Annotated in this window: 15 protein-coding genes; 14 read left to right on the top strand and 1 reads right to left on the bottom strand. The window is 74.8% G+C overall.

The features are described 5' to 3' along the window. The first annotated feature begins 27 nt into the window (after positions 1-27). The 9 genes from ACGFH8_RS01910 (at position 28) to ACGFH8_RS01870 (ending at position 12,486) form a co-directional block, all read left to right on the top strand. Positions 28-1,167, top strand: coding sequence for a hypothetical protein (locus ACGFH8_RS01910; protein WP_393361954.1), 1,140 nt, complete (start codon positions 28-30; stop codon positions 1,165-1,167). Continuing rightward, positions 1,164-3,746, top strand: coding sequence for a hypothetical protein (locus tag ACGFH8_RS01905; RefSeq protein WP_393361951.1), 2,583 nt, complete (start codon positions 1,164-1,166; stop codon positions 3,744-3,746). Before ACGFH8_RS01910 ends, ACGFH8_RS01905 begins: the two co-directional genes overlap by 4 nt. Then, positions 3,743-5,374, top strand: coding sequence for a hypothetical protein (locus ACGFH8_RS01900; RefSeq protein ID WP_393361948.1), 1,632 nt, complete (start codon positions 3,743-3,745; stop codon positions 5,372-5,374). The genes ACGFH8_RS01905 and ACGFH8_RS01900 overlap by 4 nt, the downstream gene beginning before the upstream one ends. Further along, positions 5,364-7,286 (top strand): TOMM precursor leader peptide-binding protein, encoded by a 1,923-nt coding sequence (locus ACGFH8_RS01895; RefSeq protein ID WP_393361945.1) that lies wholly within the window; start codon positions 5,364-5,366, stop codon positions 7,284-7,286. Before ACGFH8_RS01900 ends, ACGFH8_RS01895 begins: the two co-directional genes overlap by 11 nt. Continuing rightward, on the top strand, positions 7,283-8,779 hold the full coding sequence (locus ACGFH8_RS01890; protein ID WP_393361942.1) for a hypothetical protein: 1,497 nt from the start codon (positions 7,283-7,285) through the stop codon (positions 8,777-8,779). Before ACGFH8_RS01895 ends, ACGFH8_RS01890 begins: the two co-directional genes overlap by 4 nt. Positions 8,780-8,849: 70 nt before the next feature. After that, positions 8,850-9,767, top strand: a complete 918-nt coding sequence (locus ACGFH8_RS01885; protein WP_393361939.1) for a thiopeptide-type bacteriocin biosynthesis protein — start codon at positions 8,850-8,852, stop codon at positions 9,765-9,767. Further along, a complete protein-coding gene (locus ACGFH8_RS01880; RefSeq protein ID WP_393361936.1) occupies positions 9,764-10,936 on the top strand; it encodes an FAD-dependent monooxygenase in 1,173 nt (390 codons plus the stop codon). Before ACGFH8_RS01885 ends, ACGFH8_RS01880 begins: the two co-directional genes overlap by 4 nt. Continuing rightward, positions 10,933-12,132 carry an FAD-dependent monooxygenase gene (locus ACGFH8_RS01875; protein ID WP_393361933.1) on the top strand — a complete coding sequence of 400 codons (1,200 nt, stop codon included), beginning with the start codon at positions 10,933-10,935 and terminating at the stop codon, positions 12,130-12,132. Before ACGFH8_RS01880 ends, ACGFH8_RS01875 begins: the two co-directional genes overlap by 4 nt. A gap of 84 nt (positions 12,133-12,216) precedes the next feature. Further along, complete coding sequence (locus tag ACGFH8_RS01870; protein WP_393361930.1) at positions 12,217-12,486, top strand: hypothetical protein; 270 nt, start codon at positions 12,217-12,219, stop codon at positions 12,484-12,486. A 67-nt stretch (positions 12,487-12,553) separates the two neighbouring features. On the opposite strand, the gene ACGFH8_RS01865 is transcribed toward ACGFH8_RS01870, so the two are convergent. Further along, positions 12,554-13,597 (bottom strand): iron-siderophore ABC transporter substrate-binding protein, encoded by a 1,044-nt coding sequence (locus ACGFH8_RS01865; protein WP_393361927.1) that lies wholly within the window; start codon positions 13,595-13,597, stop codon positions 12,554-12,556. Positions 13,598-13,693: 96 nt separating this feature from the next. Here ACGFH8_RS01865 and ACGFH8_RS01860 point away from each other — a divergent pair, with 96 nt between their 5' ends. From ACGFH8_RS01860 to ACGFH8_RS01840, 5 genes are read left to right on the top strand one after another with little or no spacing between them, the layout of a single operon-like run. Then, positions 13,694-14,773, top strand: a complete 1,080-nt coding sequence (locus ACGFH8_RS01860) for a FecCD family ABC transporter permease (RefSeq protein WP_393361924.1) — start codon at positions 13,694-13,696, stop codon at positions 14,771-14,773. Continuing rightward, entirely contained in the window at positions 14,770-15,858 is a 1,089-nt protein-coding gene (locus tag ACGFH8_RS01855; protein WP_393361921.1) for a FecCD family ABC transporter permease, read from the top strand. The genes ACGFH8_RS01860 and ACGFH8_RS01855 overlap by 4 nt, the downstream gene beginning before the upstream one ends. Beyond that, positions 15,855-16,694: an ABC transporter ATP-binding protein gene (locus ACGFH8_RS01850; RefSeq protein ID WP_393361918.1), complete on the top strand. Its 840-nt coding sequence runs from the start codon at positions 15,855-15,857 to the stop codon at positions 16,692-16,694. The genes ACGFH8_RS01855 and ACGFH8_RS01850 overlap by 4 nt, the downstream gene beginning before the upstream one ends. Beyond that, positions 16,691-18,373 (top strand): ABC transporter ATP-binding protein, encoded by a 1,683-nt coding sequence (locus tag ACGFH8_RS01845; RefSeq protein ID WP_393361915.1) that lies wholly within the window; start codon positions 16,691-16,693, stop codon positions 18,371-18,373. The genes ACGFH8_RS01850 and ACGFH8_RS01845 overlap by 4 nt, the downstream gene beginning before the upstream one ends. Further along, on the top strand, positions 18,370-20,100 hold the full coding sequence (locus ACGFH8_RS01840) for an ABC transporter ATP-binding protein (protein ID WP_393361912.1): 1,731 nt from the start codon (positions 18,370-18,372) through the stop codon (positions 20,098-20,100). The genes ACGFH8_RS01845 and ACGFH8_RS01840 overlap by 4 nt, the downstream gene beginning before the upstream one ends. Positions 20,101-20,120 lie beyond the last annotated feature (20 nt).

Below are 20,120 nucleotides of genomic sequence, written 5' to 3'. Positions count from 1 at the left end.
GAGACAATTCCGGAAAGGTGCGTCGACATGACGACCGAGGCGTATGAGCCGGCCACCGACGTGATCGGTGTGCGGCTCTACACCAGGGGGCCCCTGACGCTTCCCTGGTTGGCACGATCCGTGGTGCCGGTGGCCCGTGCGCTGCACGACGACGGCAACGCCGTCGTCCACCTCCGTCGCGGGTGGCGGCACGGTCCCCACGTCGACGTCGTCGCCTACGGCGGCGCCGGGGGTGTGGACTGGACCACCGTCGCCGCGGGGATGGACGCCGGCCCACTGGACCCGGCCCGTGCCCTGAGCGAGGAGGACTACCTCACCCAGGCCCGCGAGTTCGGCCGGTTGGAGGCGGTGCCCCCGCCGTACCTGCCGATGGCCGAGCACGGCGCGGTGCTGCTGCTGTGCCGGGAGGACACCGGCCCCCAACAGCCGGCGCTGCGCGCCCTGCCCGGTTGGGAGGTGGCGCAGAGCGTCCTGACCACACCGCTGCTGGACACCGTGGACGAGTTGGCGCTCCGCCCCGAGCAGGGCGCCGTACGCCTCGGCGAGGCCTTCGCGGCGCTCGCCGACTCCTACTTCCTGGGGCTGGCGCACGGCGTCTACTCGTTCCGGTCGCACGTCGAGGCGTTCCTGGCCTGGGCGCGGCCCACCCAGGACGTACGCCCGGCCTTCGCGGAGCGGTTGGCGCGGGAGGCGGCGGTGCTGCGCCCGGTGGTCGAGCAGCGGCTCGCCGGCACCCCCAGCGGCCCGGCGGCGGCCTGGCGGACGGCGTTCGCCTACTGCGCCGGCACCTTCGACGCGGCCGTGACCGACGGCACGCTCAGCCTCGACCTGCTCGACGAGATCACCGGCGGTGTGGACACCGCCGCGATGGGCCCGCCCAGCGCGCCCGACGTGGTGCCGACCGGCGACCAGCCGGACACCGATTTCCACCGCAGTGTCGCCGCGTCGGGCGCCTACGACCGGACCACCAAGTGGTTCGCCTCCTACCGCGTGCTGATCAACCTCTTCTACCAGCAGCTTCCGCTGCTCACCGTGTCGCCGATGCAGCGCTACTACATGTGCTACGCGATCAGCGAGCTGGTCGACGAGGTGCTCGGTGAGAGCTGGCAGGACCGGCTCAACCGGGACCGGGTCCGGGTCGTCGCGGCCGCGGGGAGGGCGGCATGACCCTCGCCCCCGCCGCCCCGGCGCCTCTCGCCCCGATCACCACCACCTCACCGGCGGAGCCCCTCTGGCAACTGCGGATCAACCCGCTGCGCCGCGCCCGCCTCGCCGACCCGACGCTCCGCGTGCTCCTGGCCGACCTGACCGACGTGGACCGGGCGCTGTCCGACAGCGCCGCCCACTGCGCCGACGATCTCTACCGGCTGATCGGGGCCAGCTCCGACGAGGCCGAACGCAAGCGCCTGGTGGAGGCCCGCCGCGCCATCTCCCGCGACCGGGAGCCCCGCACCGACCTCACCCATCTGCCCGCCGTGGCCGCCTGGGTCGCCGCCCGGCATCGCCGCGACGAGCTGCGGGCCCGGCTCGTCGCCGAGCACCCGGCGGCGGCCGAGCGGGAACGGGGGACCCTCGCCGGGCTGTTGGGCGACGAGGACCTGCGCCGTTCGCTGGCCCTGCTCGCCCCCGAGGTGCACGAGGAGGCCGAGCGCTACCGGGCCGCCGTGGCCACCGGCCAACCGGTGGCCGCCCGAGCCCGCAAGTCCGAGCGTGGCCTGATCCAGTACGTCACCCGGGCCATGGTCCGGACCAGCCCACTGGCCCGGTTCACCGCTGTCGGCATCGCCGTGCCCGGCCCCGACGGGATCGATCCACGCGACGTGCCGTTCACCGGGGCGCACTCCTTCCCCAGCCTGGACCGCGTCATGATCGCCTACGTGCTGGGCGGGCTGAACCCACCGGCCGGCGCGGCGCGGCTCGGCGTCTGGGTGGGGCTCTCGCCCACCTCCGCCGTGGAGCCGGAGCAGGGCGCGCTGTTCTTCCTGCGCCCCACCGAGGGCGGCTACCAGCGCCTCTCGGCACCCCTGCGGGGCCCGATCAAGCTGCTGATGGACGCGATCGCCATGGGCCCGCGACCCGCGCGGGCGGTGGCCGCGTACGTGTCCACGCACGCCGGCTGCCCACTGCCCGACGCCGAGCAGATCGTGCTGCGGGCGCTGGACAGCGGCATCCTGTGCACCTTCAACGAGGCCGAGAACGGCGACGCCGACCTGGCCGAACAGCTCGACCGGCCGGACACCGTGGCCGCCGACGCCCTCACCGACGTGCGTGCCGGGTTGTCCCGGCTGGCCGACGGGCCGGTGCTGGAGCGAGGCGCCGACCTGGCGACCCTGCGCGCCGACCTGGCCCGGGTCAGCCGGCTGGCGCAGCGGCCGGCCCAGGTGATGGTGGAGGAGGACTACCTCCTCCCACCGGCCACCGTGGACACCCAGCCGGTCCGGGGCAACCTGGCCGACCTGGGCGCGGCGGTGGAGCTGCTGTCGGTCTTCGACTGGCTGCACGACGTGCGCATGATGACCACCCGGGCCTTCGTCGGGCGCTTCGGCGCCAGCGCCGGCGTCTCGCTCGCCGACCACGCCGACGAACTCGTCGAGGCGGTGTCCGCCCAGGCCGTGGCGGCCGGGGAGTACGCCGCCACGCTCACCGACGACAGCCCGGTCGGCGACGACCCGCTGCTGCGCCTCTACGCGCTGCGCCGCCGGATCATGGCCTTCAGCCAGGCGGAGATCACCCGGGCCGCCGAGGCGGGCGAGCCCGAGGTGCGGTGGTCCGCCGAGCAGGCGTACGAGCTGGTCGCCGACCTGCCCGAGGAGTTCCGGCGCGACCCGCTCAGCTACGGGGTGCTCGCGCAGTGGGCAGGGGACCGGTTGGTCGTCAACGACGGGCTGCCGGGGCACGGCATGCTCTACTCCCGCTTCCTCGACGGCGACCGGCGACTCGGCGGGCGGGCGCTGCCGTACCTCGCCGACCGGCTCGCCGAGCGCTTCGGTTGGGACGGCGCACGGGTCGTGGAGGACCTGGGGCTGCACCGACTCAACGTCAACGCCCATCCTCGCGTGCTGCCGGACGGGTTGGGCCCGGACGACTGGTACGCGCTGCGGCTGGTGCACGATCCGGACACCGACACGCTCGCCGTCACCGACGCCGACGGGCAGCGGCTGCGGGTGCTGCCGCTGGGCACCGGCCACCCGGGGCTGTTCCCACCGCCCCTGTCGGTGGCGTCCTGCCTGGCGACCGGCGGCCGACTCAACAACTACCTGCTGGACCTCTGGCACGGCGGCAACCCGTGGGACCGGGCCCGTACCCGGATCGCCCCGCGGATCGCCGTCGGCGACGTGGTGGTGAGCCGCCGCCGCTGGTACGGCGGCGCCGAGCTGGACGGGGCGCTGGCCACGCCGGAGGGCCCCGAGCGGCTGCTCGCCCTCACCGGCTGGCGCGGCCGGTACGGCGTACCGGAGGAGGTGGTGGTCAAGACCGCCTTCGACGACGAGGCGCCCCGGTCGCTGCGCCCGGCCGACATCATGCCCCGCCGGCAGAAGCAGAAGCCGCAGTACGTCGACCTGACCTCCGCCCTCGGCACCCGGGTGCTGCCGCGGATGCTCGAACGTCGGGCCGACGGGAAGGCCGTGGACTACCTGGAGGAGGCACTTCCCGGGGTGGTCGACGGCACGCACGCCCACGAGTGGGTGGTCGAGATCGGCAGGCGCCCCGGCGGCCTGTTCCAGTACGGAGGGAAGAAGTCATGAGACTGCGCGCGCGACCGTACCTGCACTACGCGCCGACGCCCGACGGCGTCTACCTCGCCGGGGGCCGCGACCAGCTCGTCCTGCGAGGCTCGACGCTGCTGTTCCGGGTCGCCGACACCTGTGTGCCGCTGCTGGACGTCGGCACCACCGAGGACGAGATGGTGACCGCGCTGGGCACCGAGCGGGCCAGGCCGGCAGTGCGCCACCTGGTCGACCAGCTACGGGGGCACAACCTGCTGCTGGACTTCGCGGCGCACACCGTCGCCGAGCCGACCGAGGCCGAGCGGCAGCGGTGGGCCGGGCCACTTGCGTACCTGGAGGCGGTGTCCGCGGACCCGTACGCCGCCTTCGCGGCGGTGCGGGCGGCGCGGGTCGCGGTGGTGGGCCCCGTCGAGGTCACCGGGCCGGCGGTGCGGGGGCTGCTCCGGGCCGGGATCGGTGCGGCGCGGGCGCGGGACGCGGCCGACGACCTGACCGGCTTCGACGCGGTGATCCGCTGTTTCTCCGCCGACGAGACGCCCGAGCCGGGTGCGGTGCCGGTGCTGCCGGTGCTGCTGGACGACCGGGCGCTGGTGGCCGGTCCGCTGGTGACCGACACCGCGACCGCCGCCGGGTGGCCGGCGTGGCGGGACCGGGTCCTGGAGCAGGCCGCGGCGGACGACGTGCCGCCGGCCGCCCGTCCGGTCGCGGACGCGCTTGCCGGTGCCCTCGCCGCGCACCTGCTGTTCACCGTCATCGCGGGTCAGGACACCCGCCGGGATGCGCACGTCGTGCATTCCGACGCGCTCACCGCCGACCGGGTGGTGCTCGGCGCGCCGCTGGCCGACGACGAGCGTTGGCACCCGCTGGACGACGCCCAGCCCGTCGCGCTGCCCACGATCGACGACCTGACCCCGGCGGTCTCCGCCCTCACCGCCCGCTGGACCGGCCCGTACACCCGGGGGGACCGGGAACCGGAACTGCCCCAACTGCCGCTGTCGCAGCGCGAGCTGGCGTACCGCGACGGCCGGAACGGCTCGGTCTTCGCCGGCGGGCCGGACCTCCAGACCGCGTACGTCGCGGCGGCGATGGAGGGGATGCGGCGGGCGGCCGACGGCGGCGCGGCCGGACTGACCGAGGAGACGTGGCTGCTCGACGGCGCGCTGCGGCTGCTCGCCGCCGAGGCCGAGCAGGTCCCCACTGTGGACCCGGCGGACCTGGACCCGGAGACACGCCGGATCCGGCAGAGTCTGGGCGCCCAGCCGCACGTCGTCGACCTGCGCGCGGTGCCCGGCCTGGACTGGCGGCTGGCCCGGGTGCGCACCCCGGACGGGGAGACGCTCGGCGTGGCCTGGGGGCCGGACCCGGACACCGCCGTCCGGGCCGCCGTGGGGGTGGCGGTCACCGCCGGGCAGGTCCGGGCGGCAGGTGGCGAGCCGGCGCCCGCCCTGCACACCGACGCCCTGCTGCTCGCCGGTGACGGTGTGGTGGACGCGCTGCGCAAGCAGCTCACCGCGCTGGCCGCGGCGACCGGTCGCCGGTTCCGCGGCCGCGCCCGGCACGCCGATCCCGTCCTGGGCGAGCTTCCGTTCTGGTACGGCCCGGTCGAGGTGGCCGGCGACATCGAGGAGCAGACCGATGGGCACTGACACCGACCTGGTCAACCTCGGGCCGGGGTTCACCGCCGACGCCGCCGACGAGTGGCTCACCGCGCTGGCCCCTTTGCTCGCGGTCGACGCCACCGTGACGCTCGACTACGGATTCGACCTGAACTGGCAGACCGGGCAGTGGCGCCGCAGTGCCGCCGACGGTCGCGAGCACCTGTCGGTGCGGGTGTACGACGAGGAGGTGCAGATCGGCCCGCGCTGGGTCCCGGGCACCGACGCCGGCTGCCCGGTCTGCGCCGAGTCCCGCGAGCGTTCGGTGCTGGAGCACCCGTTGCAGGCCCGCCTGGACCTCAACCGCTGGCGGACCGGCACCGGCGACCCGCTGCTGCCGGACCTGCTGGCGGCGGCCGCCCGGAACCTGGCGGACGTGCCGCTGGCCCCCGGGGAGCTGGCGGTGGTCGGCGCGGCAGGCGTGCGGAGGCACCGGATCCCACGGCACTTCTACTGCTCGTCGTGCGCACCGCGCTTCCAGCCGGACCTGGACTGGCGGCCGGAGCCGCTGACCCTGCGCAGCCACCCGGCCGCGCCGGGCGACCCGACCCGGGCCGCGGACGGCTCCCGACTGGTCGTCCCGGGGGCGCTGCGCGACCGGGTCGTCGACGAGCGTTTCGGCCCGGTCCAGAAGATCATTCTGGAGTCGGCGGCGCCCTTCGCCATGAGCATGTCGATCATGCCGGACGCGCCGGCGTGGGGACACGGCCGGGCGATGACCTTCCGGGAGGCCGAACCGGTCGGCCTCATCGAACTCTACGAGCGCCTCGGCGGCTTCCCGTTCGACGCGCCGGTGCTCCAGGGGCTGACCTACCGCCAGGTCGCCGACCACGCGCTCGACCCGGCCACCCTCGGCGGGCACACCGACGAGCAGCTCGCCCACCCCACCGCCCGGGTGCTCCCGGTGCACCCGGACAGCCCGATGGACTGGGTGTGGGGCCACGACCTCGGCGCCGGACAGCCGGTGCTGGTACCCGCCGAGATCGGCTTCTACCAGTACGAGTACCGGTACAAGCTGAACCGCCGGGCCGCCCGCGCCGCGCGCCGGGCCAACCCACGGGAGAACCGCAAGCACTTCTACGACTCCTCCAGCGGCTGCGCGGCCGGCTCCTGCCTGGAAGAGGCCGCCCTGCACTCGCTGCTCGAACTCGCCGAGCGGGACGCCTTCCTGATCGCCTGGCACCGGGCCACGCCGCTGCCGGTGATCCCCACCTCGACGATCACCGACCCGGACAGCCAGGCCCTGATCGACCTCATCCACGCGCGCGGGTTCGACGTCCACATCCTCGTCGCCACCCACGACGTGGCCCTGCCGATCGTGTGGACCCTCGCCGTCAACCGGACCGGTGGATTCCCGGCCACCTTCCACTCCGGAGGGTCCGGCGCCAACCCGGCCACCGCCATCCGGGGCGCCCTACGGGAGGTCGCCCAACTCGTCACCGACCCGCAGGACCCGGACACCTCCGACATCGAGCCGATGCTGGCCGACCCGTGGAACATGGAGGAACTGGTCCACCACCCCCGCTACTACATGCATCCGGCAACGCTGGCCCGTGCCACCGCCGTGCTCGGCGGCCCGAAGACCACGATCGCCGAGGCGTTCGGTGACTGGCCCGGCCAGCTCGACCGGGCCGCCGCCGGTGACGTCCGGGGCGCCCTGGACCACGTCCGGGAGCTCTACGCGGCGGCCGGCATGGACCGGATGGTGCTCGTCGACCAGAGCACCCGGGAGCACCGGGACGTCGGCATCTCGGTGGTCAAGATGGTCGTACCCGGCATCCTGCCGATGTGCTTCGGCCACGCCCAGCAGCGGCTGCTCGGCCAGCACCGGCTCGCCGCCGCGCTCGCCGGCACCGCCCAGGCCGGACGCCCCCTGCCCTACGACCCCCACCCGTTCCCGTGAGCGCCGGGCTGCGGGTGCCCGCCCCGTACACCGACCACACCATCGGCCGGGAGTCGCTCTGGTACGCGTACGCCGCCGGGGCGGACGAGACGGTGATCCCACCCTGGCTGTCCGAGCCGGTGCCCCCGATGGAGACACACGTCCATCCGCCCACCCCGGCCGTCGCCGAGGGAGGCGCCCGTCGCCCACTGCCCTACGGGACGGCGGAGCTGCTGGGCCGGACCGCGTACCCGCACGGGCAGGTGACGGGGGAGGTGGCGGACCCGGTCGGGCACGCCCTGGTCGCCGCGTACGGGCCGCAGTGGTACGACCCGGACAACGTCTACAACCCCCACCGCGGCTACGCCTCGCCGCGCTGCCTGTACCCCGTGCAGGTCTTCGCCGACGACGGCGAGCACTGGGCGCTGCTGGAGCCCGAGCGGCACGCGCTCACCAGCCTGTCGCTACCCGGGCATGCGCCCCGGGCCCGGCAGCTCGCGCTCACCGGTCGCTACACCCGCATCCCGCGCGGCTACCGCTGGTTCCGTGGGTCCCTGGTCGCCATCGAGACCGGCTACGCGTTGCGCGCCCTCGCCATCGGCCTGCACCACTTCCGGGTGCCGGCGTGGCTGCGGCTGCCCGACGCCGGGGCCGGCGCGGTCCTCACCGAGATGGGGCTCGACCCCGCCGGGGAGTGGTCGCTGCCGGTCACCATCGGGTTGGGCGCGCCCCCGCTGGTGCCCGGCCCGACGCCCGCCGGGTCACCCGCGCCCGCCGAGGTGCCCGATCCGGTCCTCGCCGAGGTGGCGGCCCTGAACCGGGAGCAGGCGTTCACCGACCCGCCCACCCGGCTCGGCTCCGGCGTACCGGCGGGAGCGGCCGCCGCGCCGACCGCGCCGGACTGGGCGGAGCTGGCCTGGCGTCGTCACTCGGGGCGGATGCCGGCGGGCCGGCCCGGCTTCGACTCCCGCCGCCGACGGCTGCCGGCGGCGGTCGTGCACGACATCGTCCGCTGGCTGGCCGTGCCGGCGCCCGGGCCCACCCTGGCCGCCGTCCGCGACCGGATCACCGTCTCGGTCGCCCTGCGCGACATCGACGGGTACGCCGACGGTGTGCACCGGGTCGGGCCGGACGGCGACCTCGTCCTGCACCGGGCCGACCGGGAGATCACCGCGAAGCTGGAGGCGACGTACGGCTACCCGCTCACCCCGAACGACGGCTGCGGCGTCCGGCACGCGTCAATGGTGTGGTTCCTGTCGGTCCGCCCCCGGGAGCTGCACGCCGCCCACGGGCCGACCGCCTGGACGGCCACCCAGTACGCCGTCGGCTGGGCCGCGCACGGTCTCTCCCTCGCGGCCAGCGCGGCCGACCTGTTCGCCCGGCCGGTCCGGGCGTTCGTGGAGAACGCGACACGGGACCTGCTCGGCCTGGCCGGCGACGAGATGATCGCGCTCGCCGCGGTGGTGGGCACCCCACGGCACGCCAGCGGCGGGCTGCTCGACATCAGGTTGTGAGGAGAGGGGCCGTGCGCGCGAGCAGTGACCCGGGTCTGCGAGCCCCGCAATCGAGAACAGAGGAGATGCCGTGACCCAGACCGTGCTCCGCCCCGACCCCGCCGCGAGCCGGCCCACCGAGTGGAGTTCGTGGCACCTGCACCTCGCCTCGGACGCCCGTTCGGTGCAGGACCGGGTGATCCAGGAGGTGATCCGGCCGGTCGCCGCCGAACTCGACGGTCGGCCCTGGTTCTTCATGCGTTTCTGGCAGGCCGGCACCCACCTGCGATTCCGCGTCGGCGACCTGGACTCCGCGACGTATCAGCGGGTGGAGCAGGCGTTACGCGACCGGCTGGCCGAGGCCGGCCGGCTCGCCGACGACGAGGAGCCCCTCGACGAGGCCGGCTACCGGGCCGGAGCGGTGACCTTCGCCGCCACCGAACGCGGTGCCGACCGGCAGGTGCTCGACCTGATGCCGCCGGGCGTGCATCGGGCCGTCTACGAGCCGGAGCACCTGCGCTACGGCGGTCGGCCGCTGATGCCCGCCACCGAGCGGCTGTTCCAGCTGTCCAGCGAACTCGTCGTCGCCGTGCTGCCCAGCCGGCCCTCCGAAGGGCTGCGCACAGGCCTGGGCCTGCGGGGCACCATCGCCGCCGCGGCCGCCCTCGGCGGCCCCGCGCGGCAGGCCGAGTTCTACCGCCGCAGCATGGAGGCCTGGCGGGTGTGGGCCGGGCACTCCGGCACCACGCCCGAACAACTGGCCGCCCTCTGCGCCGTCGACGCCACCGGCCCGGTCCCCGACCCGGACGCACACGGCCCGTTCCGCCGCTGGCACGCCGCGATCGCGGACCTGGCCGAGCGGATCGCCGCCACCGGCGACACGCCGCCCGCCCAGATCCTCTTCTCCCACGTCCACATGCTGCACAACCGGCTCGGCCGCAGCCTCTTCGAGGAGTTGCGCACCTACGCCTGGCTCGCCGCGGCGTACCCGGACGGAAACCCGTCATGAGCAGCCCGCGGGTGGCGGTCGTCGGCGCCGGCATCGGCGGGCTGACCCTGGCCGCGGCCCTCGACGCGGCCGGCACGGCCTACGAGGTGTTCGAGCGGGCCGACCGGCTCACCGAGGTCGGCGCCGGCGTCCAACTCTCCCCGAACGCGGTCCGGCCCCTGCACCGGCTCGGTCTGCGGCCCACGCTCGACGCCCGGGCCGTCCGACTCGCCGCGGCGCAGATCCACGGCTGGTCCGGCCGTCCGGTGGCCCGCACCGAGCTGGGCGCGGCCTGCGAGGTGCGCTTCGGCGCGCCGTACCTGGGGATGCACCGTGCCGACCTGCGCGACGCCCTGCACGCGCGGGTGGACCCCACCCGGCTGCATCTGGGCCGGCGGCTGGCCACCGTGGACAACGACGGCGAGGAGGTGGTGCTCACCTTCGCCGACGGCAGCGCCCACCGGGCCGACGTGGTGGTCGGCGCGGACGGGCTGCGGTCGGCGGTCCGCGCGGCGCTCGTCCCGGACCGGCCGGTCTTCTCCGGCCTCGGCGTGTTCCGTGGGTTGGTGCCGATGGACCGACTGCCGGCGGGCGCCCGGGTGCCGGTGGCCCGGATGTGGCTCGGTCCGGGCCGGCACTTCGTCTGCTACCCGGTCAGCGGCGGCCGGGCGCTCGGCTTCGCCGCCATCGCCCCCCTGCACCAGCCGCCGGTGGAATCGTGGTCGGCCACTGTGGATCCGGCCGACCTGGTCGCCGCGTTCGACGGCTGGCACGCCCCGGTCGCCGCCGTCGTGCGAGCCGCCCGCGAGGTGCGGTACTGGGCGCTGTGGGACCGGGAACCGTTGACCGCCTGGTCGGTTGGCCGGGTCACCCTGCTCGGCGACGCCGCCCACCCGATGCTGCCCTTCCTGGCCCAGGGCGCGAACCAGGCCGTCGAGGACGCCGTCGAGTTGGCCTCCTGCCTCACCGGCGCCTCCCGCGCCGACGCCCCGGACCGGCTGCTGCGCTACCAGCGGCAGCGCCTGCCCCGGGCCACCGCCGTGCAGAGCGCCGCACGCGCCCAGGCCCGGTACCTGCACCTCGCCGACGGCCCCGAACAGGTCAGCCGTGACGTGGCGCTGCGGCAGGCCGCCGACCTGGACGCCCGTGCCTGGCTGTACGGGTACGAGCCGGGCGGGGTGGCGGCGTGACACGGGTCGCGATCGTGGGCGGCGGGGTGGCCGGGCTGGCCGTCGCCGCGCTGCTGCGCCGGCACGGGATGCCGTACCGCATCTACGAGCAGGCCGCCCGGTTCACCACCGTCGGCGCCGGCATCCAGCTCTCCCCGAACGGGGTGCGGATCCTGCACCGGCTCGGTGTGGGCCCGACGCTGCGCGAGCACGGCGTGGCCGCCGAATCGATCGAGACCCGACGCTGGGACGACGGCCGGCTCCTCTGCGCAGTCCCGCACGGCGAGGCGTGCGTGACCGACTTCGGGGCACCGTACGTGCTCATCCACCGTGCCGACCTCCAGCGCGGCCTGGTCGGGCTCCTGCCGGCCGCCGACCTCGGGCTGGGCCGGCGCGTCGTGCGTGTCAGCGAGGACGACGAGCGGGCCACGCTGCACCTCGCCGACGGCACCAGGGACACCGCCGACCTGGTCATCGGCGCCGACGGTGTGCACTCCGTGGTGCGCCCCGCGCTCATCGACGACAGTCCGCGCTACTCCGGCTACGCCGTCTGGCGCGGCCTGCTCCCGGTGGACGAGGTGCCCGCGCTGGGCCGCGTACCCCGGGTGCTCTTCTGGTTCGGGCCCGACGCCCACGTCACGTACTACCCGATCGCCGCCCGGCAGACGGTGCACGTCAGCGTGGTCCGCGCGCAGAGCGTGGAGACCGACGACCCCGGGGTCGAGGAGCTGATCGCCGCACTGCGCGGCTGGCATCCCGAGGTGCGCCGGGTCGTCGGCGCGGCCCGAGGGGTCGGCCGCTGGGGACTCTACGACCGGGACATCGCCGGGCCCTGGCACAGCCGCCGGCTGGTGCTGCTCGGCGACGCCGCCCACCCGACCCTGCCGTACCTGTCGCAGGGCGCCAACCAGGCGTTGGAGGACGCCCTGCTCGTCGCCGACCTGCTGGCCGCGGACCCGGCGACCGCCCTGGACCGGTACGAGCGGGCGCGTCGCCCCCGGCTGGCGGAGGTGCACCGGCAGGCCCGGCACCGGGCCGACCTCTTCCACCTGCCCGACGGACCGGCGCAGCGCGCCCGCGACGAGGAACTGGCCCGGCAGGTCGACCTGAACCACCTCCGGTGGCTCTACGGCCACGACCCCGACGCGGACCTGGCGCACGGCGCGCCGACAGGCGGCAGCGGCTGGCTCGGCCCGGACCACCGGTTCCGCGACTGAGGTGATGGGGCGAGGCTGCGACGGCGGAGTGACACGCGGGAAACGCGGGGAGCGGGCGGGCGGCCGTACGCGGACAATGGGGTGATGAAGCGAGACGTACGCGTGATGCGGTTGACCGGGGCGCGCGCCAACGGCGCGGTGGCGACGGGCGCGGCGGCCACCGGCGCGCGGGCTGCCGGGGCGGCGTCCCTCGGCGCCCTCGCCGTGGGGGCGCTGGCGGTCGGGGCCGTGGCCGTGGGGGCGCTTGTCATCGGGCGGCTGGCGATCCGCCGGGCGGTCGTGCGGGAGCTGCGGGTCGGCCGGTTGGAGATCGACGAGCTGGTGGTGCACAGCCGACCCGCCGCCGAGGCATAACCGCGACCCGGCGGACCGCCGGCGGGTGGGGAACCGTCCCGTCCGGTCCAGTTCCCCACCCCGGTCGTCAGGCCGCGGAGCGCTGCACCGCCGTGGCCGGGTTGCCGTCCACCGCCGCGGTCAGCTGCGGGACGATCTTCTCCAGCAGGAACGGCAGGCTCAGCGGGGTGATGAACGAGGTCGCCGCGCCGACCAGCTCCTCGTTCTCCAGGTAGATGTCACGACCCTCGGTCTTGACCTTGAGCTTGCTGTAGAGCGGGTCGGCCTGCACCTTCGTCCGGTCGGCGTCGTAGCTGTCGACAAGCCAGATCAGTACGCCGGTGTCGAGCATGTCGGTGCGCTCCCGGCTCAGGTTCGCGCCGAACTCCTTGCCGGTCACCTCGGCCAGCCCCGACGGCAGCTTGAAGCCCAGGTCGGTGAGGAACCGACCGCGCGAGTCCTGCGGGCCGTACACGTAGTAGCCCTCGTAGGTGGTGGCCATCAGGCCGGTCGCGCCGGCGAAGGCCGGGTTCGCCGTGCGTACCGCGGCGAACGTGGCCTCGACGTCGGTGACGACCTTGTCCGCCTGGGCCTTGCGCCCCACGGCGGTGCCGACCGTACGGGTGACGTCCTGCCAGGACACCCCATAGTCGACGGAGTCCTTCGGCTGGGCCACGGTCGGCGCGATCTTCGCCAGCTTCGCGTAGTCGTCGCTGGTCAGCCCCGAGTAGACGCCGAGGATGAGGTCGGGCCGCAGGGCGGCCACCTTCTCGAACTGGATGCCGTCGGTGTTGGTGAGCACCTGCGGCTTGGCACCCGCGCCCAGCGCGGCCTCGGCCCAGGGCCAGATCGCGCCCGGCTTCTCGCCGAACCACTCGGTGGTGGCCATCGGCACGACGCCCAGCGACAGCAGGGCGTCCTGCTCGACCAGGCCGACCACGGCGATCCGCTTGGGCTCGGCCGGGATGGTGGCGGTGCCGAACCTGTGCTCGATCGAGACCGGGAAGGCGGTGGAGGTGGTGGCGCCGGAGGAGGGCGCCGACGGCTCCGATCCACCGCCGCAGGCCGCGAGGAGAAGCAGGAGCGCGGTCGAAGCGACAGTCGCGCTCCGGCGGATTGAGGGAAGCCGCACGGCTGTTCCTTTCTGCCAGCGAGGCCCCAGGGTGGTGACCTCGAACGGGAGTGTAGGTTAGCCTCACCTAATTGAGTAATGCGAACGGGTGGACGGATGGAGCACGTGTTGACCCCAGGCACCGGCACCCACCCGGCGCCCGGGACCGTTTCACCCCGGAAGGCGCCGCGCGAGTCGTCTTCGCGCTCCGGTCGCCGCTGGACCGGCCTCGTCGTCGGCGTCGTCGCCCTCGCCGCCGCCGTGGCGCTGAGCATCGCGGTCGGCAGCCGTTCGCTCGGCCTCGGCACGGTCTGGCAGGTGCTCTGGCACGACGACGGCTCCTCCGCCGCGGAGATCGTGCACCGGCTACGGGTGCCGCGGACGATCCTCGGATTCGCCGTGGGCGCGGCGCTGGGCCTGGCCGGCACGGTGATGCAGGCGCTCACCCGCAACCCGCTCGCCGAACCCGGCCTGCTCGGGGTCAGCCTGGGCGCATCCACGGGCGTGGTGCTGGCCATCGCGCTCCTCGGAGTGACAAGCGCGAACGGGTACGTCTGGTTCGCCATCGCCGGCGCCGGGCTCACCTCGGCGGCCGTCTTCGCGCTCGGCGGCGCCGGCCGGGCGCCCACCCCGGAACGGCAGGTGCTCGCCGGGGTGTCCCTCACCTCCGTGCTCGGCGCCGGAGTCTGGGCGATCCTGGTGACCCACCGGGAGGCGTTCGACAGGTACCGGCACTGGGACGTCGGCTCGCTCGCCGACCGGGAGACCAGCACGATCACCCAGTTGGCGCCGTTCCTGGTGGTCGGCGTCCTGCTGGCGCTGGCGCTGGGCCGCCAACTCAACGCGCTGAGCATGGGCGACGACGCGGCGACCTCGGTCGGCGCGCACCCGGGACGGATCCGGGTGCTGGGCATGATCACGATCACCCTGCTGTGCGGGGCCGCGACCGCCGCCTGCGGGCCGATCTGGTTCGTCGGCCTGGCCGTCCCCTACGCGGCCCGGATGTTCACCGGCTCGGACCACCGCTGGATCCTGGCCTACTCGCTGGTCCTCGGCCCCACCCTGCTGCTCGTCTCGGACGTGCTCGGGCGGGTCCTGGTGGCCCCGGCCGAGCTGCCGGTCGGGGTGGTCACCGCGTTCCTGGGCGCACCGCTGTTCATCGCGCTGTGCCGCCGACGCCGACTGAGCACCCTGTGAGCGGCCCGGTGCTCCAGCTCCGCCCGTCCGGACGGACGACCCGCCTGGTGATCCGCAGCCGGGGCGGCCGGCTCTCGCTGCGGCTGCACCTGCGGGCGCTGATCGCCGGCACCGCGCTGCTGCTCACGGCGCTGGGCGTCGCGCTCGTCAACCTCTCCAGCGGCGACTTCCCGATCCCCGTGCCCGACGTGCTGCGCAGCCTCGTCGGCCAGGGCGACCCGGGCACCGACTTCATCGTGCAGGAGCTGCGGCTACCCCGCGTACTCATCACGCTGCTGGTCGGCACGGCCCTCGGCGCGAGCGGCACGATCTTCCAGGGGTTGACCCGCAACCCCCTGGGCAGCCCCGACTTCGTCGGCCTGACGGTGGGCGCGGCGACCGGCGCGCTCATCGTCCTGCTGCTGTTCAACGGCAGCGGCTTCCAGGTCGCGGCCGGTGCGATCGTCGGCTGTCTGGCCACCTCGGTCGCCATCTACCTGCTCGCGTTCCGCCGTGGGGTGCAGCCGTTCCGGCTGGTGCTGATGGGCGTCGGAGTGGCCGCGCTGCTCGACTCGTTCAACTCGTTCCTGATCTACCGCAGCCGACTGGACGAGGCGATCGCCGCCCAGGTCTGGCTGATCGGCAGCGTCAACGGCCCCGGATGGACCGAGGTGACCCTCGTCGGCGTCGCGGTCGCGGTGCTGCTGCCGGTCGCGCTCTACCACGGCCGGCACCTCGACATGCTGGCCCTCGGCGACGAGACCGCGATGCTGCACGGCGTACCCGTCGAACGCGGCAGGGTGGTGCTCGCGCTGGCCGGCGTCGGGCTCGCGGCAGGCGCCACCGCCGCGGCCGGGCCGATCGCGTTCGTCGCCCTCGCCGCGCCACCGTTGGCCGCTCGGCTGACCCGCTCGCCGAACGCCGGGATCCTGCCGGCCGCGCTGATGGGCTCCGCCCTGTTGACGGCGAGCGACTGGGTTGCCCAGCGCCTCCTGCCCGACGACGACGTCCCGGTCGGTCTCGTCACCGCCGCCCTGGGCGGCATCTACCTGACCTGGTTGCTCTTCCACGAGCGACGTAACGGCGGACAAGGAGCACAGCGATGACCGAGTCGCGGCTGCGGGCCGACGCGCTGACCCTGGCGTACGACAAGAGGGTGGTCGTCCAGGGCCTCGACGTGCAGATCACCGACGGGTCGTTCACCGTCATCGTGGGCCCCAACGCCTGCGGCAAGTCGACGTTGTTGCGCTCCCTGGCCCGGGTGCTGAAGCCGCAGTCCGGCGCCGTCTACCTGGACGGTCAGACCATCGCGTCGCAGCCGTCCAAGCAGGTGGCCCGGCAGCTCGGCATGCTGCCGCAGTCGTCGGTCGCGCCCGGCGGGATCGTGGTGGAGGAGTTGGTCGCCCGGGGCCGCTTCGCCCACCAGCGCCTGCTGCGGCAGTGGTCGCCGCAGGACGAGGCGGCGGTCGCCGACGCGATGCGCCAGACCGAGGTGACCGACCTGGCCGACCGGTTCGTCGACGAACTCTCCGGCGGGCAGCGGCAGCGGGTCTGGCTGGCGATGGCGCTGGCCCAGCAGACGCCGATCCTGCTGCTCGACGAACCGACCACGTTCCTCGACCTGTCGCACCAGTTCGAGGTGCTGGACCTCTGCGCCGACCTGCACGAGCAGGGCCGCACTGTCGTCGCCGTCCTGCACGACCTCAACCACGCCTGCCGGTACGCCACCGAGCTGATCGTGATGCGGGAGGGCCGGGTTCTCGCCCAGGGGCCACCCGCCGAGGTGATGACGGCGGAGCTTGTCGAGACGGTCTTCGGGATGCCCTGCCGGGTGATGACCGACCCGGAGACGGACACCCCGATGGTGGTGCCGGCCGGGCGGCAGCGGCGTCGACTGGCCCACGCCGGCGTCGTCGCGGCGGTCGACCGGGTCCCCGCGTGACCGGCGGAAGCGGCCTGCTCACCGCCACGCTCGGCAGGCAGCGGCGGCTCATCTCGCTGAGCACGCTGCTGATCACCGGCCACCAGGCCGGCGAAGCCGCGGTGCCGTTCCTGATCGGTGTGATCATCGACCGGGCCGTGGACGGAGGTGTCGGCAGCCTGGCCCTCTGGCTGGGTGTGCTGGCCGCCGTCTACGTCGGCCTGAGCTACAGCTACCGCTACGGCGAGCGTACCGGCGAACGTGCCGCCGAACAGGCGGCGCACGACCTGCGGCTACGGGTGACCAGGCGGGTGTTGCACGAGCGCGGCGGCGCGGAGGCCGACCGGCTGCCCGGCGCCCTGGTGTCGATCGCGACGAGCGACGCGGCCCGGGTCGGCGCGGTCGCCATCGCCGTCGTCTCCGGCGTGGCCGCCGTCGTCGGCCTGGTCCTCGCGGCGGTCCTGCTGCTGTCCATCTCCCTGCCACTCGGGCTCGTGGTGCTCCTAGGCACCCCGCCGCTGCTGCTGCTCACCCGCCTGTTCGGCAAGCCGCTGGAGGAGCGCAGCGAGACCGAGCAGGAGCACAGCGCGCACGCCTCCGGCATCGCCGCCGACCTGGTCATCGGCCTGCGCGTGGTCAAGGGCCTGCGGGCCGAGACAGCGGCGGTCGACAGGTACGCGCAGCGCAGCCGCAGCGCGCTGGCCGCGACCGTACGGGCGGCGCGCGCCGAGGCCGCGTACCAGGGACTGGTGCTCACGCTCAGCGGGACGTTCCTGGCGATCATCGCGGTCATCGGCGGGGTCCTCGCACTCCACGGCCAGATCAGCGTCGGTCAGCTCATCTCCTCACTCGGCCTGGCGCAGTTCCTGGTCGGTCCGATGTCCACGTTCGGCTGGGTGGGCGCCGACCTCGCGCAGGGCCGCGCGTCCGCCCGCCGCGTCGCCGCCGTCCTCGACACGCCCGTCGCGGTGCCCGACGGCACGGCGCACCCGGTCACGCCGGCCCGTGGTGGGCTCGCGCTGCGCGGGGTGCACAGCCCACCCCTGCGCGGCATCGACCTGGAGATCGCCCCCGGCGAGCTGGTCGGCATCGTGACCACCGACCCGGCCGAGGCGGCCGAACTGGTGCGGCTGCTCGGGCGGGTACGCGATCCGGTCGCCGGGGTGATCACACTCGACGGCGTACCCCTCGCCGACCTGGCGCCGGACGACCTGCGGGCCGTGGTGCTGGCCGTCGACCACCAGACCGACCTGTTCGACGACAGCGTCCGCGCCGCCGTCTCGCTCGCCGGGCGGGCCGCGCCGGCGAGCGTCGACGCCGCGGTGACCGCCGCGGACGCCGACGAGGTGGCCCGCGGTCTGCCCGACGGGCTGGACACGGTGCTCGACGATCGGGCCCGTTCGCTCTCCGGCGGGCAGCGGCAACGCATCGCGCTCGCCCGGGCCCTGGCCGGCGACCCGCCGGTGCTCGTCGTGCACGACCCGACCACAGCCGTCGACGCGGCGACCGAGTCCCGCATCGCCGGGCGACTGCGCGCGATGCGGGACGGGCGTACCACGATCCTGGTCACCGCCAGCCCGGCGCTGCTCGCCGTGACCGACCGGGTGATCGTCGTACACGACGGCATCGTGCGCACCGACGGCGCGCACGGCGACCTGGTCGCCGAGGACGACACCTACCGGGAGACCGTGCTCGCATGACCACCGACTCGACGACGTTGCTGCCGATCGCGACCGGACGTCGCACCCTGGCCCAGTTGCGGGCGCTTGTGCGTCCGCAACGGTCCCGGCTGGCCGGGGCGCTCGCCCTGCTTGTCGCCGGCACCGCGGCCGGGCTGGTGGGCCCGCCGCTGCTCGGGCGCATCGTCGATCTGGCCACCGGCGGCGGCAGCACCGGTGACGTGATCCTCGCCGGCGCGGGCCTGGTGGCCGGCGCTGTCGTCGAGGCGGCGTTGGCCGGGTTCGGTATCGCCCTGCTCGCGCAGGTCGGCGAGGGTGTGCTGGCCCGGCTACGGGAACGGTTCGTCTCCTCGGCGCTGCACCTACCGCTGGAACAGGTCGAGCGCGCGGGGACCGGTGACCTCACCTCCCGGGTCACCAACGACGTCGCCGTGATCGCCGAGGCGGCCCGCAGCGCGGTCCCCGAGTTCACCCGCGCCCTGCTGACAATCGTGCTCACCCTGGCCGGGATGGCCGTGCTCGACTGGCGTTTCCTTCTCGCGGCGCTGATCGCGGTGCCGGTGCAGGCGCACACGGTGCGCTGGTACGCCCACCGCGCCGTCCCGCTCTACGCCCGGCAGCGGGTCGCCGTCGCCGCGCAGCAGCACCACCTGCTCGCGACGATCGACGGCGCGCCGACGATCCGTGCGTTCCGGATCGCCGACGAGCATCGGGAGCGGGTCGCCACGAAGTCCCAGCAGGCGGTGGACCTGCTGCTGCGGGGCGTCGCGTTGCAGACCCGGTTCTACGCCCGGCTGCACGTCGCCGAGTTCCTCGGGCTCGCCGCAGTCCTCGGCACCGGCTTCTTCCTCGTGCGCGGGGACGCGGTGAGCATCGGCACGGCGACCGCGGCGGCGCTGTACTTCCACGGGCTGTTCGGCCCGATCAACGTGGCTCTCGCCCTTGTCGACGATGCCCAGGCCGCCGCGTCGGGGTTGGACCGGCTGGTCGGGGTCGCCGACCTGACCCCGCCCGTACGGCGACGTGCCGACGCCGGCGACGGCCCGGACGCCGTGGTGGTACGCGGGCTGGACTTCGCGTACCGGCCGGACCGGCAGGTGCTGCACGACGTCGACCTGACGATCGCCCGCGGCGAGCGGGTCGCCCTGGTCGGCGGCAGCGGCGCCGGTAAGACCACTCTCGCCAAGGTGATCGCCGGGGTGCACCAGCCGACCGGCGGGACCGTCGCGGTGCCGGCCGGCGAGGTCGCACTCATCACCCAGGAGGTGCACGTCTTCGCCGGGCCGCTCGTCGACGACCTGCGGCTGGCCCGCCCGGACGCCACCGACGACGAGGTGAGCGCCGCGCTGGACCGGGTGCAGGCGTTGGGCTGGGTGCTTCAACTGCCCGACGGCCTGCACACCGAGGTCGGCGCGGGCGGGCACGTCCTCACCGCGGCGCAGGCCCAGCAGTTGGCGTTCGCCCGGCTGCTGCTGGCCGATCCGCCGGTGGCGATCCTGGACGAGGCCACCGCGGAGGCCGGGAGCGCCGGAGCGCGCCTGCTCGAACGGGTGGCCACCGCTGCCCTGGCGGGGCGTACCGCGCTGATCGTGGCGCATCGACTCACCCAGGCGGTGAGCGCCGACCGGGTCCTGGTGATGGAGGCCGGCCGGATCGTCGAGGCGGGCACCCACCGCGAGCTGGTCGAGCGGGACGGCCCGTACGCCACGCTGTGGCGGGCCTGGTCGGACCAGCGCGCTCGGCACTGAACGCGCTGGTCCGGGCCGCC

Source organism: Micromonospora sp. NPDC049175 (assembly GCF_043197345.1).
Lineage (GTDB): Bacteria > Actinomycetota > Actinomycetes > Mycobacteriales > Micromonosporaceae > Micromonospora.
Note: the sequence above shows the minus strand (reverse complement) of the source record. Positions and strands in the feature narration are given on the sequence as shown.

Excerpts from the sequence above, each read along its gene's own strand:
- ACGFH8_RS01900 (WP_393361948.1), top strand. The coding sequence starts at position 3,743 with ATGAGACTGCGCGCGCGACCGTACCTGCACTACGCGCCGACGCCCGAC.
- ACGFH8_RS01870 (WP_393361930.1), top strand. The coding sequence starts at position 12,217 with ATGAAGCGAGACGTACGCGTGATGCGGTTGACCGGGGCGCGCGCCAAC.
- ACGFH8_RS01895 (WP_393361945.1), top strand. The coding sequence starts at position 5,364 with ATGGGCACTGACACCGACCTGGTCAACCTCGGGCCGGGGTTCACCGCC.
- ACGFH8_RS01905 (WP_393361951.1), top strand. The coding sequence starts at position 1,164 with ATGACCCTCGCCCCCGCCGCCCCGGCGCCTCTCGCCCCGATCACCACC.
- ACGFH8_RS01840 (WP_393361912.1), top strand. The coding sequence starts at position 18,370 with ATGACCACCGACTCGACGACGTTGCTGCCGATCGCGACCGGACGTCGC.
- ACGFH8_RS01910 (WP_393361954.1), top strand. The coding sequence starts at position 28 with ATGACGACCGAGGCGTATGAGCCGGCCACCGACGTGATCGGTGTGCGG.
- ACGFH8_RS01880 (WP_393361936.1), top strand. The coding sequence starts at position 9,764 with ATGAGCAGCCCGCGGGTGGCGGTCGTCGGCGCCGGCATCGGCGGGCTG.
- ACGFH8_RS01850 (WP_393361918.1), top strand. The coding sequence starts at position 15,855 with ATGACCGAGTCGCGGCTGCGGGCCGACGCGCTGACCCTGGCGTACGAC.
- ACGFH8_RS01860 (WP_393361924.1), top strand. The coding sequence starts at position 13,694 with ATGGAGCACGTGTTGACCCCAGGCACCGGCACCCACCCGGCGCCCGGG.